Genomic DNA, 17,807 nt, shown 5'->3' with positions numbered 1-17,807 from the left:
CTTGATTGCGCAGCGTCAATGACCTGCCAGTGCCTGCCGAGCGCTGGCGCCAGATACTTGTCGTATGTCAACAAAGCCGCGCCGCATTGCTGTCAGCATGGGCCGAATCCGCCTTGCTTTGCGACCTCACCCTGGGCTTATCATGCTGCGACGAATCTGGCATTTCCTCACCGACAGCCGCCAACTGACCATCCTCGGCTTCGTGGCGCTGGCCGTGTTCCTGTACCTGGGCGCCGAGGTGCTGGAAGTGGCGCTGATCTGGGCCCTGGTCTTGCTGCTGCTGGCCTTTGCCACTTGGCTGGGCCTGTGGCTGTGGCGCCGGCGTCGTGCGCGGCGCGATGCCCAGGCGCTGGGCCAGGCCATCCTCAACGAGGCCGAGATCGCCGCCGCGCAGGCGGCCTCGTCCTCAACGGCCAGCAACACCCAACAGGGCGAACTCGACGCCGTTCGCACGGGCATGCTGGCTGCCATCGACACCATCAAGACGTCCAAGCTGGGCCTCAAGTCGGGCGCCGCCGCCCTGTACGAACTGCCGTGGTACATGATCATCGGCAATCCGGCGGCCGGCAAGAGCAGCGCCATCCTGCATTCGGGCCTGCAATTCCCTTTCGCCGACGGCAAGATCGTGCAAGGCGTGGGCGGCACGCGCAACTGCGACTGGTTTTTCACGACGGACGGCATCGTGCTTGACACGGCGGGACGCTACTCCGTCGTCGACGAGCACCGCGGCGAGTGGTTCGGCTTTCTCGACCTGCTGAAAAAATACCGGCGCAAGGCGCCCATCAACGGCATCCTCATCGCCGTCAGCATCGCTGAGCTGGGCGGCGATCCTGATGTCGGCATGCAACTGGCGCGCAGCCTGCGCAAGCGCGTGCAGGACGTCATCGAACGCCTGGAAGTGTTTGCGCCCCTGTACATCGTGTTTACCAAGGCGGACCTGATCGCCGGCTTCACGGAGTTTTTCGCCGATGCCGAGCGCAGCGAACGCGAGCGCGTCTGGGGCGCCACCATGCCCTACCAGCGCAAGCTGCCCACGGCTGACTTGCTGGCCTTTTTCGACCAGAGTTTCGATGAATTGCACGATGGCTTGACGGAGCTGAGCCTGGCCAATATGGCGCACCGGCAACGCAAGACGATGGCGCCCGGCGTATTCACCTTTCCGCTGGAATTTGCCGCCATCAAGCCGGCCCTGCGCGCCTTCATCGCCACCCTGTTCGAGGAAAATCCGTTCCAGTTCCAGCCCGTGTTCCGCGGCTTTTATTTCACCAGCGCGCTGCAGGAAGGCGAGCCCGTCAGCGCGTCCTCGCAGCAGGTGGCGCGCCGCTTCGACCTGGCCTTCGCGCCGGCTCCGGCCGCAGCGCCGTCCGGCGCGCGCCAGCATGGCTATTTCCTGTTGGAGCTGTTCCGCAAGGTGATTTTTGCCGACAAGCATCTGGTGGCCAACTATGCCAACCGCGCCAAGCTGCGCTTCAAATATGCCGTGTTCTTTGCCGCGACGGTATCGCTGGGCGCCTGCCTCGGTGGCTGGAGCTGGTCCTACCTGGGCAACCGGCAACTGGTGGCCAATGTCGAGGCCGATTTAAATAAAGTGGTCAAGCTGCAGGAGCGGCGCCTGGACTTGCAGTCGCGCCTGGAAGCGCTCGAGATCTTGCAGGACCGCATCGAACAGCTGGACGCGTACCGCACGCAACGGCCGTGGTCCTTGCGCCTGGGCCTGTACCAGGGGGAGTTACTTGAACGCAAGCTGCGCGAGGAGTATTTTGCCGGCGCGCGCCAGGTCATGCTGGCCCCCGTGGCGGGCGCGCTGGAAGCCTTGCTGTTCGAGATGAACGCCAGCGCCGACCAGCTGCAGCCCACGGCGCGCACGCCGCAGACGCCGGCCGCCGCGCCCGCAGCGTCTTCCGCACCGCGCAGCGTGCAGTACCAGGCGGCCAGCGCGACGAATGTGGAAGACGCCTACAACGCGCTGAAAACCTATCTGATGCTGGCCGATAAGACGCATGCGGAAAGCAGCCACCTGAACGACCAGCTGACGCGCTTCTGGCGCGGCTGGCTGGAGAGCAATCGGGGCGCCATGCCGCGCGAGCAGATGATACGCAGCGCCGAACGGCTGCTGACGTTCTACCTGGCGCAGATCGGCGACCCGTCCTGGCCGCGCATCGAACAGAAGCTGGCGCTGGTCGACCAGGCGCGCGAAAATCTGCGCCGCGTGGTGCGCGGCATGCCGGCGCGCGAGCGCGTGTATGCCGACGTCAAGGCGCGCGCCTCGACGCGCTTTCCCGGCATGACGGTGGCGCGCATCGTCGGCGAGCAGGATCAGACCCTGCTGGCGGGCAGTTATGCCGTCTCCGGCGCCTTTACGCGCCAGGCCTGGGAAAAGTTCGTCGAGGGCGCGTTTCGCGACGCGGCCAACCGCGAACTGCAAAGCGCCGACTGGGTGCTGAAAAGTGCCTCCACCGACGACCTGACCCTGGAAGGCAGTCCGGAGCAGATCGAGAAAAATCTGGTGGCCATGTACAAGGCCGATTACGCGCGCGAGTGGCAAAAATTCGTGCAGGGCGTGGCCGTCGCCGATCTGAAAGGTTTTGACGGCGCCGTGCAGGCGATGAACCGCCTGGGCGATCCGCAGTCGTCGCCGATCGCCAAGCTGCTGACGACCATTTATGAGGAAACCTCGTGGGACAACCCGGCGCTGCAAAATGCGCAACTGCGCAAGGCCGAGCGGGGCATCATCGCCTGGTTCAAGGAAACCGTGCTGCGCCGCGCGCCGTCGCAGCTGACGACCAACCCCGGCATGAATGCGCAGCTCGACCCGGCTCGCCTGGATAAACCGATGGGTCCCGTGGGGCGCGAATTTGCCGGCGTGGGCAAACTGGTGGCGGCCAGGGACAACAATGCCTCGCTGATGCGCGCCTACCTGGAAGCGCTGTCGAAACTGCGCAGCCGTTTGAACCAGCTGAAGAACCAGGGCGACGCGGGACCAGGCGCGCGCCAGTTCATGCAGCAGACGCTGGAGGGAAGCGGCTCCGAACTGGCCGACGCCCTGAAGCTGGTCGACGAGCAGGTGCTCACGGGGATGAGCGACGCGCAAAAGCAGGCGATACGCCCGATTCTCGTGCGCCCGCTGATGCAGACCTTTGCCGTCATCGTCGCGCCGGCCGAACTCGATATCAACAAGACCTGGGCGGCGCAGGTGTACGAGCCGTTCCAGAAATCGCTGGCCAATAAATATCCGTTTGCGCCTACGGCGCGCATCGAGGCGAGCAACCTAGAGATCGGCCAGTTCTTCGGCCCCGAAGGCCTGGTGGCGAAATTCGTCACCACATCCATGGGCCCCTTGGTGGTGCGGCGCGGCGACGTGCTGGCGCCGCGCACCTGGGCCGACATGGGCATCAGCCTGGCGCCGCAGGTGGTGGCGCGCTTCCCCGGCTGGATCGCGCCGCTGGGCGCTGGCGGCGTGGCGGCCACCTCGACGGCGGCGCAAACCGTGTTCCAGATCCAGCCGTCGCCCGCGCCGGGCACCCTGGAATACACGGTGGAGATTGACGGCCAGCAGCTGCGCTACCGCAATACGCCAGCGCAGTGGACGAATATGGTGCATCCGGGTCCGCAGGGCGCGGCGGGCCAGCAAGGCGCGCGCATCACGGCAGTCACCTTCGACGGGCGCACGGTGGAACTGTTCAACGAACCGGGGCAATTCGGCTTGAAGCGCATGATCGACGCGGCGGCCAAGAAGCGCAAGGATGGCGGCGTGTTCGAACTGCGCTGGACGCGCGGCGAGGTGGCCGTGGCGGTCGACCTGAAAATCACCAGCAGCGCCGAGACGACGGGCGCCGGATCTGCCACCGCGGTGCAGGAGCAGGGCTTTCGCGGCATGCAGCTGCCCGAGACCATCGTCGGCATGCCGGGCGTTCCCGCGCCGGTCATGGCCGCAGTTGCGGCGACCGGGGTGGCGCCATGATGCGCGTGGCGCAGCAGGTGCGCCTCGGCTATTTTGGCAAGATCCCCGCGCGCGGCGATTTCATCAAGGCTTGCGACAATCACGCGCTGGTGCAGCTGCTTGATGACTGGCTGGCGCAGGTCATGATCGCGCTGACGGTGGAACCGCGCTGGAAGCTCAATTACGACGCCTTGCCGCCGCTGCGTTTTGCCTTCGTCGGCACGCGCAGCCGGCGCGCCATCGCCGGACGCCTGGAAGCGAGCAACGACCAGTCGCTGCGGCGCTTTCCCTTCATGGCCATGGGCGCGCTCGAAGTCGATGACGCCGAGGCCTTTGTCGCTTGCAGCCCGCTGGCGCTGGCGCCCCTGTGGCAGCGGGTGGAGCAGCTGTCGCAAGGCATCGTGGCCAGCGCCGAACCGGGGCCGGCCCTGCTGGCGCTGGCCGGCAACTTGGTCGAAGTCGAACCGGCCGCAGCGTGCCATGCGGAGCGGCTGGCTGACTTCCTGCAGGCGCAGACCGTGCATGGCCTGCAAGCGATGCTGGCGTCGCCCGCGTTCCCCGTGACGGTGCGCGAATTGCTGCTGGGCCTGGGCCTGCTGCTGCGGCCGGTGCGCCAGAGCGGCTTGCCGCGCCTGGAGAAAAGCCTGGTACTGCCGCTGCCGCAAGACGCGCAGCTGCGCGACGTGGTGGCCAGCTTCTGGCTGCATTTGATCGCGCCTTTCCTGCGTCTGGCCGATTTCGAACTGGCGCTGTTTTTTTCCCACCTCGACGAGGCGCCCGTGCTGGTGATCGGCTTTTGCGGCGCGGACCCGGATGGCTTGCGCGCGCTGATCGACCCGCAGGCCGGCAGCGAACGGCTGATCGTGTTCGACCAGCTGGACTGGGTCGAGGAGCAGCTGGGACACGACGCTGCGCTGCGCCAGTTTTCCGTCTGCCTGCAGCAGGAGCAGCTGTCGCTGCGCTCGGCCTGCGCCATGTTTGCCGACACCTTTGCCTGAAGGACCGCGATGAAATCGTATGCCATTTTCCTGCTGCTTGCCGCGGCAGTTCCCTGCCGCGCGCAAGCGCAAGTACCCCAGACGCCGATGCCGGGCCAGATCCTTGTCACGGGTACCCTGGCCGACGAGGCGGCCAAGGCGGCCGTGCTGGCCCGTCTGCGCGAACTGTACGGCGCCGAGCGCGTGGTCGACCAGATCGCCATCGGCAACGTGGCCGTGCCGGCCAACTGGAACGCCTACGTGCACAAGCTGATCGCGCCGAACCTGAAGCTCATTTCACGGGGGCAGATCACCGTCGACGGCAACAACGTCAGCGTGCGCGGCGAAGTGGCGAACGAGGCGCAGCGCCAGCAGATCGCCAGCGACATCGCCACCAGCCTCAATCCCACCTACATCGTCAACAATGGCTTGCGGGTCAAGGCGGCCGAGGCCGAGCAGGGCTTGCTCGATGCGGCGCTCGATAAACGCATCATCGAATTCGACAGCGGCAAGGCCACCATCACCTCGGCCGGCCTGGCCATCCTCGACGAGATGGCGGCCGTCATGCTCAAGCTGCGCGGACGCAAGGTCGAGGTGATCGGCCACACGGACGACACGGGCCTGCGCGCCAGTAACGTGGCCCTGAGCCAGGCGCGCGCCGAAGCCGTGCGCGCCTACCTGGCCAGCAAGGGCGTCGCGGCCGATTCGGTGCTGGTGTCGGGCCAGGGGCCGGACCGCCCCGTGGCCAGCAACGCCACGGCCGATGGCCGGGCGAGAAACCGGCGCATCGAGTTCAGGATTGCGCAGTAGATTGGGTTGACACCTCACAAAACCGTAGCGAGCGGAAGGGAGAGGCGGTCGAGAAGCGCAACCGTGCTAGAGCACGGTGAGCATCGCAGGCCGCCCATACCGACGCGCAGTAGGTTTTGTGAGGTGTTCAGGGCAGGGTGATGGTCAGGTGTGCCGGGCGTGGCGCCAGCTTGACCAGATCCGCATACGCGGCCAGGCTCGTTTGCGTGCCGCGCGTCAGATGCGTTTTCAGGCCCAGGTAGGCGCAGATGGCCAGCAGGGCGAAAAAGCTCGACAGCGCCCACAGCGGCACGTCGCTGCCACGCTTGTTGACCACCTGGTCGGGGCGTTCCGCGCGCGGCGCGAAGCCACGGCTCTTGCCCTTGATGTGGGCGATCTCGTCGCCCAGGCGCGCTGTCAGGTAGCTGAGTTTTTCGCCGCCGTCGATCGCATATTTACCCTGGAATCCCAGCAATAAACACATGTGGAAGACCTGCAGCGCCTGCACGCGCATGGCGCCCTTGCCGCGCAGGGCGTCGAGGCGGTCGAAGAAGTGTTCGCCGGCCAGCTGGTCGCCAAAGATCAGCAGCTGCAGCGGGCGCCGCTCCCACTGTTTGCGCAGGGCGAAAGGCGAGGCCAGGATGATTTCATCGACGGCCGCGCAGAACGCATACTTGGCCGCCTCGATATCGTCGCCATCGGCGCGGATTTTTTTCGCTTCGCGCTCGAAGTCGTCGAGGAAGGCCGTGATGCGGTCCATGAAGCTTTGCTCGTCGCCAGGCGCCGAGCCGTGCTTCAGCATGAACAGCATATAAAAGCCTTCGTGCATCAGGTCCAGCAGGGCGCTGCCGGCATGCCGGCTGGCCGTGCCGCCGGGGGCGGAACCGCGTTGTCCCAGCAGGGAGGGCGCCGCGCGCCGTTCGATGAGCTGGCTCATGCCGTCACCGCGATCAGTTCCAGCTGCAGGTCGCGTATGCCGGCCGGCACGTAGACGGAAATCGACTGCGCCTTGAGCATCTGCTCATACAGGACGCCGCGGTTTTCAATCGCAAAATAATAGGTGTCGGGGCGCACGGGAATGGCGGCCGGCACTTGCGGCGCATGCGACAGCTTCAGGCCGGGCATGGCTGTGAGCACGCATTTTTCCACGTCGTCGGGCGCGCCCACTTTCACGCGCAGCGGCACCACGTCGACCAGTTCGATGGCGGGCATGGCGGCGCGAATCGCCAGGTACAAGGTGGTGTGCTGGTCGATCTTGCCCGAATCGAGCTTGCCCAGGTAGTAGGACGGCTTGTCCTCGAGCAGGGCGATGGAAAAATACTTCGACGAGATGACGGTGTCGAGCAGTTCGCGGATGATCGCGTCGATGGCGTCGAAGCAGGCGCCCGGCTGCGCGTGGTCGTAGGCGGGCAGGCTGGCCAGGGTGTAATGCTTGGAGTAGCTGAGCAGGCCGCCCGCCAGGCCCAGCAGCGCCTCGTACAGGCGCTCCGGATGCAGGGCCGGATGGCGCACATAGTGCATCAGGGCGGCGGCGGCCGTGCTGACCGTGTGCAGCAGCCAGAACGAGGACACGTCGCCCGAGCGGAACTCGATCACGTTGCGGCTCGGTTCGCGGTGGTGGCCGTGCAGCGCGCTCACTTTCGCCTGCAAGGCGTCGAGCAGGTGTTCCAGCACGCCCTGCAGGCGCGGCGCGCCGGCGATCGCCAGGCTGGGCGCCATGAACGAGGGCACGGGTTCGAAGCCGCCCGACACCGTGCGCCGCAGGGCGATCAGCGGCAGGCAGTCGTAGGAGCCGCGCGCTTCGCTGTCGGGAATCAGGCGCACGGTTTTCTTCAGGTAGGCCACGTCGGCCACGGCGGACTCCGTAAACAGGTCGGGCGTGGCGCGCATGGCGTGCGCAAAGCGCGTGCTGGCCGGCGTGCCTGCCGTTGCTGCCTGCACCGTGTAATTCATGCCTTCGCGGTTGAGGATGGGCAGCGCCGCGTAATACGTCACTTCCTGCACGGCCGGCGGCAGCGCTTCCAGGTCCACGGGCGGGGGCAGGGTATCGCTGCCGGGCGCGCCGTCGCCCAGCGATTCGAACACTTCGCCGTCGCGGAAGATCGCCGACAGCGCTTGCAGGCGCAGGGTGCCCGTCTTCAGCGCCGCCAGGTCCCACGCCATGTGCGCCACACCCCACAGGTAGGGATGCAGCGCGCTGGCCGTATGATGCAGGCGCGCTTCGTGATATTGATCCTGGCGCTGGAAATGCTGCGGCCGCAGGAACAGGCCTTCTCCCCACAAGACTTTCGCTGCCATGCCCATCTCGGTTCTCCTTGAATGTGTGGCGTGTCTAGTCGTGTTACTGGCAGCGCGGGGCCGACAGCGCGGCTACCCCGCTGATGCTGAGCGCGCAGGCGTGCAGGCCGACGGTGATGCCGCCGCGTTCCGCATCGGCGGCGGCAAAGGTGGCGCGCCAGTGCTGCGCGGCCGGCGCGCGGAACAGGGCCACGACGCCGATGAAATACGCTTCCTTGCTGACTTTTTCCTGTACTTCGTAGCGCTGGCCCGGCACCAGCAGCACTTCCTTCACTTCCATCAGGTCGGCGCCCAGCGCGGCCTTTTCGCGCTGCGAGTCGAGGAAGCTGTCGTACGGCGCCTGTTCGAAGGCGGCGCTCTGGCGCAGCTTGTAGATGCGCGCCACCAGCGCCAGCGGCCGGCCGTCGGCATCCGTGTTCAGGCGCTGCGCCGCATGCAGGCGGATGCTGACATTGCGCGGCGGCTTTTGCGCGTCGGGCAGTTCCGGCGGCGGCTTGGCCACGCCGGCCATTTGCAGCGCCGCGCTGGCCAGTGTACCGATGGCGCCGCCCGCACAGCCGGCCAGCAGCAAGGCCATCAGCAGTAGCGCGGTGGCGCGGGCCGGGCGGACCAGGGCGTCAAATGGCATGGGCGACCTTTGTAAATTGAAGGGTGGAAATAAAAGTGTTGCAGTCATTTAAACGCATGCACTGGCGGCCTGCTTGCGTTGGCGCAAGATCGGCCTGCGATCAAGACAATTACTGCGCCAGATCAGGATTCATGGCGCTGTACGCGGCTGTGATGTGGAACTTCTTCTTTGCTGATTAATCTCAATTTGGCAAAAAATTGCCGATCAATAATAGTCTCCACCAAGGCGCCGCCCATCGTTCCCAGCGGTAGCGTCCTCCACGTGAAGGAATGCCCCGATGAAGCCAGCCACGATGTTGCCCCGTATTGCCTGCCTCGCCAGCGCCTTGCTGCTGGCCGCCTGTGCCACGCCAGACCAGCCGGCGCCCCAAAAACCTGCCGCGCCGACCCTGGCGCAAGTGATGAGCGAGGCCGATGCGGCTGCGCGCGCCGGCCAGTACGAACGCGCCATGACCCTGCTTCAGCGCGGCGGGGCCAGCTACCCGGCTGACAAGGCGCCGTGGCTGCAAATGGCGCAGATGAAGTTCGACCGCGGCCAGTACGGCGATGCCATCGGCCATGCGCTCGAAGCGCTGGAGCGCGACCCGGACGACAAGGTGGCCAACAGCATCGTCGCCGTCAGCGGCTTGCGCCTGTCCGGCAAGGCGCTGGCCGACCTGTCGCGGCAAAACAATCTGAATGGCTCGCTGCGTTCGGAAGCGCAGGACCTGGCCAAGCTGCTGCGCGCGAGCATCGGCGAAGACGTGCTGGTGCCGCCGGCCAAACGTCCGCTGGCGGCCGGCAAGCGCGCAGCCACATCCGGCTCCGGCTCGGCGGCGGCGAAGGGCGCGGCGGCGCCAGGCAGCACGGCCGACCCGTTCAGCGGCCTGAAATAAGCGAGCACCCCCACCATCCCCTTGCAAAGGAAGCGACATGCCCAAGTCCGATAGCGTGCAAAAACGCCTGCAGAAGATCCGCGCGCCGCGCGTGCAAATGACCTACGACGTCGAGATTGGCGACGCGATTGAAAACAAGGAGCTGCCCTTCGTGGTCGGCGTGCTCGGTGACTTTGGCGGCAATCCGGACAGCGAGAAAAAACGCCTGAAGGACCGCAAGTTCGTTTCCATCGACCGCGACAACTTCGATGAAGTGCTGGCCGGCGTGGAGCCGGTGGCCCGTTTCGCCGTGCCGAACCGCCTCAGCGACGCGGGCGGCACGTTCGCCGTCGACCTGCATTTCCGCTCGATGGATGACTTTCGCCCTGAATCGGTGGTGCGCCAGGTCGACCCCTTGCGCAAGCTGCTCGAAGCGCGCACCAAGCTGGCCGACCTGCGCAACAAGCTGGCTGGCAACGACAAGCTGGAAGATTTGCTGACGGAAGTGCTGAACAACACGGACAGCCTGGCCGCCCTGAAACCGCAGTTCCCAGCGCAGGAGGATTGAGATGAGTGCCCAGGCAGAAGCCCTTGCAGTATCGGCCGCCAATGCGCCGGCCGCCACCGACTTGCTGGACCAGATCGTCGAGCAAAGCCGCGTCGCCAAGTCCGGCGCCGAACATGCGCGCGCGCGTGACCTGATCTCCGAGCTGGTGGCGCAGGTGCTCGATGGCACGGTGCTGATGTCCAGCAGCCTGTCGGCGACGCTGGACGGGCGCGTGGCGGAGATCGACCGCCTGATCTCGGCCCAGCTCAGCGAAATCATGCACGCGGCGCCGTTCCAGCAGCTCGAGCAAAGCTGGACGGGATTGCGCTACCTGGTCGGCAATTCAGATACGGGCACGCGTTTGCAGATCCGCATGTTCAACGCCACCAAGCGCGAACTGGTGAAGGATTTCCAGGCCGCGCTGGAGTTCGACCAGAGCAGCATGTTCAAGAAGGTGTATGAAGAGGAATTCGGTACCTTCGGCGGTGCGCCATTCGCCGCGCTGCTGGGCGACTTCGCCATTTCGCGCCAGCCGGAAGATATCTATTTTGTCGAGCAGATGTCGCACGTCGCCGCCGCCGCGCATGCGCCGTTCATCGCCTCGGCCGCACCGGAGCTGTTTGGCCTGGAAAGCTACGGCGACCTGGGCAAGCCGCGCGACCTGGCCAAGGTGTTCGACACCATTGAGTACGCGAAATGGAAAGCCTTCCGCGAATCCGAGGATGCGCGTTACGTCGGCCTGACCTTGCCCCGCTTCCTGGGCCGGCTGCCGTTCAATCCCGTCGATGGCACCACGGTCGAAGGTTTTAATTTTGTCGAGGAAGTCGACGGCAGCGACCATCACAAATACCTGTGGTGTAACGCCGCGTATGCGTTCGGCTGCAAGCTGACGAGCGCCTTTGCCGACTACGGCTGGTGCGCCGCCATCCGCGGCGTGGAGGGCGGCGGCCTGGTGGACGACCTGCCGACCCACACCTTCAAGACGGACGAGGGCGACGTGGCCTTGAAATGCCCGGCCGAAGTGGCGATCACCGACCGCCGTGAAAAGGAATTGTCGGACCTGGGCTTCATCTCGCTGGTGCACTGCAAGAACACGGCATATGCGGCGTTTTTCGGCGCACAGTCGGCGCAGAAAAGCCGCAAGTACAACAGCGACGCGGCCAATGCGAACGCGGTGCTGTCGTCGCAGCTGCAGTACATCTTCGCCGTCTCGCGCATCGCCCACTACATGAAAGCCATGATGCGCGACAAGATCGGCAGCTTTGCCGCTGCCTCCAACGTGGAAGATTTTTTGAACCGCTGGCTGATGCAGTACGTGCTGCTCGACGATAACGCCAGCCAGGAACAGAAGGCGCAGTTCCCGCTGCGCGAGGCGTCCGTGCAGGTGCACGAAGTGCCGGGCCGGCCCGGCGTGTACCGCGCCGTGTCGTTCCTGCGGCCGCACTTCCAGCTCGATGAATTATCCGTTTCGCTCCGACTGGTCGCGGAGTTGCCGAAGTCGACCAATTCCTGATTCACCCATCTTTCAACCACAGGAGCACACCATGGCAATCGATGTATATCTGCAGATAGACGGCATCAAGGGCGAGTCCACCGATGACAAGCACAAGGATTGGATCGAGTGCAAGTCGGTCAGCTGGAGCGTCGAACAGCCGAAGTCCGCCACCGCGTCGACGGGCGGCGGCCACACGGCCGAACGCTGCGAGCACAAGGACATCGTCATCTCCAAGCTGGCCGACCTGGCCTCGCCGGTGCTGCTGCAGACCTGCTCGGCCGGCAAGACCATCCCCAAGGCGCGCTTCGAATTCATGCGCGCCGACGGCCAGGGCGAGCGCGTCAAGTACTTTGAAATCGAAATCGAGAATGTGCTGATCGGCGCCGTCACGCCGAACGTGGAAGAGGGGGACATCCTCGGTGAACACGTCGGCTTCAAGTTCTCGAAAGTGAAGTGGAAATACACGCAGCAGAAAGTGACGGGTGGCGCCGGCGGCAATACCTCGGGCGGCTGGGACCTGGCCGCGAACCGCGTGGCTTGATCCATGGTGCGCGGCGCGCGGCGGCCACCTTCGCCCGCGCGCCGCGCCGACATTTCAGGAGAGCGCATGGACAGTTATGTACCTGGCCTGTTCGACCGCCTGATGGGCGACGGCGGCGCGGCGGCGGGCGGCGTGGCGGTGCGCCTGTCGCTGGAACAATTGAAGGATGCGGTGGCGCGCGATCTGGAAGAGCTGCTCAACACGCGCGTGGCCCTGCCGCCCGGCGCGCTCGACGCCTATCCGGAATGCGCGGCCTCCATCGTCAACTATGGCCTGATCGATTTCGCCGGCATGTGCTTGTCCAGCAGCGATGACCGCGCCCGCATCTGCGCCGCGCTGAAGGCCGCCATCGAACGCCACGAACCGCGATTGCGCAATGTGCGCGCCCGCCTGGAACGCGAAGCGGGTGCCATCAACCGGGTCGGCTTCGTCATCAGCGGCACCCTGGCCGTGAAGGCTGGAGGCGAGACGGTCAATTTCGACGCCGTGCTGCAGCCATCGTCGCTGCGCTATTCGATCAACCGCAAGGGAGCCGCTGCATGAGCACTAATTTGAAAACCCTGATCGCCAAACTCAATGACACGGCGCGCACGGCCGCCACCCGCGCCGCCGCCATCTGCGTGGGACTGGGCCAGTATGAAGTCGATATCGAGCATCTGTTCCTGGCGCTGCTGGAACAGGAGCGCAGCGATTTCGTCACCATCGCGCGGCGCAGCGAAATCAGCCTGACGGCGCTGGAAGCGGACCTGCGCCGCGAGATCGGCGGCTTCAGGACGGGCAGCGCGCGCACGCCCGTGTTCTCTCCCCATCTGCCCTTGCTGTTCGAGCATGCCTGGCTGATCGCTTCGCTCGATACGGCGCAGCCAGGCCCCATCCGCAGCCGCCACCTGTTATTGGCGCTGCTGACGGAGCCGGAACTGTCGCAGCTCGCATACCGCGGCTCGAAGCTGTTCGCCCGTTTCAGCGTGGAGCAGCTGAAACACCATCCGGACAAACTGACGGCCGGCTCCGATGAGGAAAGCGCGGCAGTGCCGCGGCTTGCCGACACAGGTGACGATCCTGTTGCGGCCCTGGCCAGCAAAACCCCGGCGCTGGACCAGTTCACCACCGACCTGACACAGTTGGCGCGCGACGGCAAGCTCGATCCCGTGATCGGCCGCGAGGCGGAAATACGCCAGGCCGTCGATATCCTGCTGCGCCGGCGCCAGAACAATCCGATACTCACGGGCGAGGCGGGCGTGGGCAAGACGGCCGTGGTGGAAGGCCTGGCCTTGCGCATCGCTGCAGGCGACGTGCCCGAGGTGCTGCAGGGCGCGCACATCCACGCGCTCGACATGGGCTTGCTGCAGGCCGGCGCCAGCGTGAAGGGTGAATTCGAAAGCCGTTTGAAGAATGTCATCGACGAGGTGACGAAAAGCCCGCACCCGATCATCCTCTTCATCGACGAGGCGCACACGATGATCGGCGCCGGTGGCCAGGCGGGGCAGAACGACGCGGCCAATCTGCTGAAACCGGCGCTGGCGCGCGGCGCCTTGCGCACCATCGCCGCCACCACCTGGAGCGAGTACAAAAAATATTTTGAAAAGGATGCGGCGCTGGCGCGGCGCTTCCAGGTGGTGAAGGTGGAAGAACCGAGCGAGGACATCGCCTGCGCCATGCTACGCGCCATGGCACCGCTGATGGAGCGCCATTTCGGCATCCGCGTGCGCGACGCCGCCATCGTCGAGGCGGTGCGCCTGTCGCACCGCTACATCAGCGGGCGCCAGCTGCCCGACAAGGCCATCAGTGTGCTCGATACGGCCTGCGCCAAGGTGGCGCTGGGCCAGTGCGCCACGCCGGCGCAACTGGAGAACGCGCACCGGCGCCAGGAACGCATCGGCGCGGAAATCGCCGCCTTGAGCCGCGAGGCGGCCGATGGCGAAGTGCCCGATAAAGCCGGTGCCGCGCGCCTGACGCAGCTGCGGCGCGAGCATGAAGAAGGACAGACGCAGATCACGGCGCTGGGGCAGCGCTGGGAGAGTGAAAAGGCGATGGTGGCGCAGATCGGCGACTTGCGCGCGCAGCTGCGCGGCGAGCGGCCGGGCGAGGTCGCCGCGGCGCGCCTGCTGGCGCTGAAGGAAGAACTGGCGGCGCTGCAGGGAGAAGCGCCGCTGTCGCCGCTGGAAGTCGATGCGCAGGTGGTGGCCGGCATCGTCGCCGGCTGGACCGGCATCCCGCTGGGGAAAATGCTCAAGGACGAGATCCGCACGGTGCTGACCCTCGATGGGGCGCTGCGCGAACGGGTGCTGGGGCAGGACCACGTCATCGCGGCGGTGGCGCAGCGCGTGCGCACGGCGCGCGCCAGCCTGGACGACCCGAACAAGCCGCAAGCCGTGTTCCTGTTCACGGGGCCGTCCGGCACGGGCAAGACGGAAACGGCGCTGGCGCTGGCCGACCTGCTGTATGGCGGCGAGCGCAAGCTCATTACCATCAACATGAGCGAATACCAGGAAGCGCACAGCGTGGCCGGCCTGAAAGGCTCGCCGCCCGGCTATGTCGGCTATGGCGAAGGCGGCGTGCTGACGGAAGCCGTGCGGCGCCAGCCCTACAGCGTGGTGCTGCTCGATGAAGCGGAAAAAGCGCACCCCGACGTGCTGGAGCTGTTCTTTCAGGTCTTCGACAAGGGCGTGCTCGATGATGCGGAAGGGCGCGAAGTCGATTTTCGCAACACCATCATCATCGCCACCTCGAACCTGGGGTCGGGCGCCATGATGGCCGCCTGCCTGAACCGGGTCGCGCAGGACTTGCCCACGCCGGCCGCGCTGGAAGAACTGTTGCGCCCGCAACTGGTCGCGCATTTCAAGCCAGCCTTGCTGGGACGGTTGAAGGTGCTGCCGTTCTATCCCCTCAACGACGCGGTGCTGGCCGAGATCATCCACCTGAAGCTGGCGCGCATCGGGCAGCGCATCGCGCGCAACCATCAGGCGCAGTTCAGCCATGACGCGGGTCTGGTCGACGCCGTGCTGGCGCGCTGCACCGAGGTCGATTCGGGCGCGCGCAATGTCGACCAGATCCTCAATGGCAGCCTGCTGCCGGCGATCGCCGAAGCGGTGCTGGCGCGCATGGCCGAAGGCGAGCCGGTCGCGTCGATACGCATCAGCGCGAACAAGCAGGGGCAGTTCAAGTACACGATCCGATAATCCACTTTCCGGAGAGCGCCATGTTCAATCTGGAGCAGTTGCTGCACCCCGTCAGCGCCGTCAGCCCCTGCGGCGGCGACATCACCTTCAGCCAGGAGCTCGATGCCATCGCGCGCGCGCGCCAGCACGATGACCCGAGCCTGGACCAGGGCGAGTGGGTGACGGCGTTGAAGGAGGCGGACTGGCCTTTCGTGGCGACGCGCTGCGAACAGCTGATCGCCACGCACAGCAAGGATTTGCGCGTGGCCGTGTGGCTGGCCGAGGCGCACGCGAAAACGCGCCACTTCCGTGGCCTGGGCGATGGTTACGCGCTGCTGGCCGGCCTGTGCGAGCGTTACTGGGATGGCCTGTACCCGCCGGCGGAAGAGGGCGACCAGGAACAGCGCATCGGCAATGTCTTCTGGCTGCTGTCGCGCACGCCGCAACTAGTGCGAGAGATCCCGCTGACCGACGGCGCCGACGGCCTGTATGCACTGCAAGATTTCGATGTGGCGCGCCAGCGCGCGGCGGCCAGCCTGGCGCAGGGCGCGGCGGATCAGGGCTGGGGCGATACGCGCCACGACGAAGGGGCGACCCTGGCGCAGATGGAGGCGGCGCGGCAAAGGAACACACGCGCCTTTTCCGACGGCTTGCTGGCCGACGCGCAATACTGCATGCAGTCGCTGCTGGCGTTCGAACGCAGCGTCGATGCGCGTTTTGGTGTTGATGGCCCGAGTTTTCGCGCCGCGCGCGAAGCGCTGGAAAATGCCATTCACTTCATCGCGCCGCTGTCGCCTGGCGCGGACTTTGCCGGCACGACGCCCGCCGCCGGCCAGGGCGCCAGCGGGGGCGGGGGCGCCATCGTGCAGCGCCAGCAGGCGCTGGCCCAGCTGCGCCAGGTGGCCGATTTTTTCCGCCGCACGGAGCCGCACAGCCCCGTCGCCTACCTGGCCGAGAAGGCCGCCAGCTGGGGCGAGCTGCCGCTGCACCTGTGGCTGCGCGCCGTCGTGAAGGATTCAAGCACCATGGCGCAGCTCGACGAAATGCTGGGCACGAACAGCGCAAACGGGTGATGGCGTTTTCTCCTTCCATGCTACTCTTCGCGCATGTCCAGAATGCTCATCCTGCCTGCCGCGCTGTGCCTGTTCATCGCTGCCGGCGCGCGGGCCGAGGGGCCGACGCCGCTGGTGATCTATGGCGACGATGATTATCCGCCGTACTCCTACGTTGACAACGGCCAGATGAAAGGCATCTATACGGAGATCGTGCGCGAAGCCGTGCAATCGATGCCGCAGTATGCGGTGCAGCTGCGCCCCGTACCCTGGAAGCGGGGCGTGCTGATGCTGCAGACGGGCGAGGCGTTTGCTCTGTATCCGCCGTATTCATGGCGCAGCGAGCGGCCGTACGTGCGCTATTCCGTGCCGCTGCTGATGGAGCAGCTGGTGGTGCTGTGCAACCAGGAGGTGCTGGCCAAACGCACGCTGCGGCAGTGGCCCGCCGATTACAGCGGCTTGCACATCGGCGTGAACGCGGGTTTCTTGCTGGGCGATGCAAAGCAGACTGCAGCCGTGCAAGCGGCCAATATCGTGTTCGATACGGCCAAGGGCACGCGCACGAATCTGCTCAAGCTGATGCGTGGACGTATCGATTGCTATGTCAGCGACCGCCTGTCGGCGCAGTGGGAATTGCAGCGCATCCGGCGCGAGGAACCGCCGGGCACGCCGATGCAGGCGATTCAGGAAACGGCACAGCTGGCCAGCCAGCAGGGACACCTGGGCTTTACGGAGCGCCGGCCTGCCGCCTACCCGTATCGCGATGACTTTATCGAACAATTCAATGCCGCCATCGTGCGCATGCAAAACAATGGCGCGATCCGCCGCATCGTCGATCGCGCGCTGCAACCCTGACCTTGCCACCCTGATTTCACCCGATGGAGAAAAACATGAAAAAACTGCTGTTCCTGTGTGTGCTTGTGCTGGCCGGCTGCGTGGGCCGGCCCGAGAATATTGTGCCAGTTAGCAACTTCGACACGACCCGCTATCTGGGAAAGTGGTATGAGATCGCGCGCCTCGACCACTCGTTCGAACGGGGCTTGAGCCATGTGACGGCCGACTACAGCCTGCGCCAGGATGGCGGCCTGAAAGTGCTCAACCGCGGCTACAAGGATGCGGACGCTGTCTGGAAGGACGCGGAAGGCAAGGCGTATTTCGTCGACAAGAAAGACGTGGGCTACCTGAAAGTGTCGTTTTTCGGCCCCTTTTATGGTTCCTACATCGTCTTCGACCTCGACCAGCAAAATTACAGCTATTCCATGATCAGCGGCCCCGACAAATCCTACTTCTGGTTGCTGTCGCGCACGCCAACCATGGACCCTGCCTTGCAGCAGCGCCTGATCGAGAAAGCCGGTGGCCTGGGTTTCGATACGTCAAAATTGATCTACGTGAAGCAAAACTGACACTGCTTGCCTGCCGCCCGTTCGTGGCGGCATACCACCTTCTGGTTGTTGCTTTTCTGCATGTTATTTCTTGCAATGCCACTCTGATTCACTCACAATCTGCTCCAAAGTAGTGCGCTGCGGCGC

15 protein-coding genes are annotated in these 17,807 nt (G+C 65.5%); 12 read left to right on the top strand and 3 right to left on the bottom strand.

Annotated elements, in window-relative coordinates; genetic code table 11:
* Nucleotides 1-142: 142 nt before the first annotated feature.
* Genes tssM through OPV09_RS21410 form a run of 3 tightly spaced genes read left to right on the top strand, consistent with a single transcriptional unit; the run spans nucleotide 143 to nucleotide 5,727 of the window.
* Nucleotides 143-3,961 carry a type VI secretion system membrane subunit TssM gene (tssM, locus tag OPV09_RS21420; protein WP_338679324.1) on the top strand — a complete coding sequence of 1,273 codons (3,819 nt, stop codon included), beginning with the start codon at nucleotides 143-145 and terminating at the stop codon, nucleotides 3,959-3,961.
* Complete coding sequence (gene tagF, locus OPV09_RS21415; RefSeq protein ID WP_338679323.1) at nucleotides 3,958-4,938, top strand: type VI secretion system-associated protein TagF; 981 nt, start codon at nucleotides 3,958-3,960, stop codon at nucleotides 4,936-4,938. The genes tssM and tagF overlap by 4 nt, the downstream gene beginning before the upstream one ends.
* A gap of 9 nt (nucleotides 4,939-4,947) precedes the next feature.
* Nucleotides 4,948-5,727: an OmpA family protein gene (locus OPV09_RS21410; RefSeq protein ID WP_338679322.1), complete on the top strand. Its 780-nt coding sequence runs from the start codon at nucleotides 4,948-4,950 to the stop codon at nucleotides 5,725-5,727.
* A 127-nt stretch (nucleotides 5,728-5,854) separates the two neighbouring features.
* Here the strand turns inward: OPV09_RS21410 and icmH are convergent, their stop codons facing one another.
* Genes icmH through tssJ form a run of 3 tightly spaced genes read right to left on the bottom strand, consistent with a single transcriptional unit; the run spans nucleotide 5,855 to nucleotide 8,632 of the window.
* On the bottom strand, nucleotides 5,855-6,643 hold the full coding sequence (icmH, locus tag OPV09_RS21405; RefSeq protein ID WP_070302256.1) for a type IVB secretion system protein IcmH/DotU: 789 nt from the start codon (nucleotides 6,641-6,643) through the stop codon (nucleotides 5,855-5,857).
* Nucleotides 6,640-8,010, bottom strand: a complete 1,371-nt coding sequence (tssK, locus tag OPV09_RS21400) for a type VI secretion system baseplate subunit TssK (RefSeq protein ID WP_319992906.1) — start codon at nucleotides 8,008-8,010, stop codon at nucleotides 6,640-6,642. The genes icmH and tssK overlap by 4 nt, the downstream gene beginning before the upstream one ends.
* 37 nt (nucleotides 8,011-8,047) lie before the next feature.
* A complete protein-coding gene (gene tssJ, locus OPV09_RS21395) occupies nucleotides 8,048-8,632 on the bottom strand; it encodes a type VI secretion system lipoprotein TssJ (RefSeq protein ID WP_338679321.1) in 585 nt (194 codons plus the stop codon).
* Nucleotides 8,633-8,909: 277 nt separating this feature from the next.
* On the opposite strand from tssJ, the gene OPV09_RS21390 reads away from it, so the two are divergent.
* From OPV09_RS21390 to OPV09_RS21350, 9 genes are all read left to right on the top strand, one after another.
* Nucleotides 8,910-9,506 (top strand): tetratricopeptide repeat protein, encoded by a 597-nt coding sequence (locus tag OPV09_RS21390; protein ID WP_338679320.1) that lies wholly within the window; start codon nucleotides 8,910-8,912, stop codon nucleotides 9,504-9,506.
* 37 nt (nucleotides 9,507-9,543) lie between these two features.
* Nucleotides 9,544-10,053, top strand: a complete 510-nt coding sequence (tssB, locus tag OPV09_RS21385; protein WP_034750131.1) for a type VI secretion system contractile sheath small subunit — start codon at nucleotides 9,544-9,546, stop codon at nucleotides 10,051-10,053.
* A gap of 1 nt (nucleotide 10,054) precedes the next feature.
* On the top strand, nucleotides 10,055-11,545 hold the full coding sequence (gene tssC / locus OPV09_RS21380; protein ID WP_072452675.1) for a type VI secretion system contractile sheath large subunit: 1,491 nt from the start codon (nucleotides 10,055-10,057) through the stop codon (nucleotides 11,543-11,545).
* A gap of 31 nt (nucleotides 11,546-11,576) precedes the next feature.
* Nucleotides 11,577-12,068, top strand: coding sequence for an Hcp family type VI secretion system effector (locus OPV09_RS21375; RefSeq protein ID WP_034750126.1), 492 nt, complete (start codon nucleotides 11,577-11,579; stop codon nucleotides 12,066-12,068).
* Between the two features lie 66 nt (nucleotides 12,069-12,134).
* Nucleotides 12,135-12,611 (top strand): type VI secretion system baseplate subunit TssE, encoded by a 477-nt coding sequence (gene tssE / locus OPV09_RS21370; protein ID WP_072452677.1) that lies wholly within the window; start codon nucleotides 12,135-12,137, stop codon nucleotides 12,609-12,611.
* A complete protein-coding gene (tssH, locus tag OPV09_RS21365; protein WP_338679319.1) occupies nucleotides 12,608-15,247 on the top strand; it encodes a type VI secretion system ATPase TssH in 2,640 nt (879 codons plus the stop codon). The genes tssE and tssH overlap by 4 nt, the downstream gene beginning before the upstream one ends.
* Before the next feature lie 20 nt (nucleotides 15,248-15,267).
* Entirely contained in the window at nucleotides 15,268-16,299 is a 1,032-nt protein-coding gene (gene tssA, locus OPV09_RS21360) for a type VI secretion system protein TssA (RefSeq protein WP_338679318.1), read from the top strand.
* A 33-nt stretch (nucleotides 16,300-16,332) separates the two neighbouring features.
* Nucleotides 16,333-17,133, top strand: coding sequence for a substrate-binding periplasmic protein (locus OPV09_RS21355; RefSeq protein ID WP_083292605.1), 801 nt, complete (start codon nucleotides 16,333-16,335; stop codon nucleotides 17,131-17,133).
* Between the two features lie 35 nt (nucleotides 17,134-17,168).
* The gene (locus OPV09_RS21350; RefSeq protein ID WP_034750114.1) at nucleotides 17,169-17,681 is read left to right on the top strand and encodes a lipocalin family protein; all 513 of its coding nucleotides are present in this window, start codon (nucleotides 17,169-17,171) and stop codon (nucleotides 17,679-17,681) included.
* Nucleotides 17,682-17,807 lie beyond the last annotated feature (126 nt).

This window comes from Janthinobacterium sp. TB1-E2, from assembly GCF_036885605.1.
Taxonomy (GTDB): Bacteria; Pseudomonadota; Gammaproteobacteria; order Burkholderiales; family Burkholderiaceae_D; genus Janthinobacterium; species Janthinobacterium aestuarii.
Note: the sequence above shows the minus strand (reverse complement) of the source record. Positions and strands in the feature narration are given on the sequence as shown.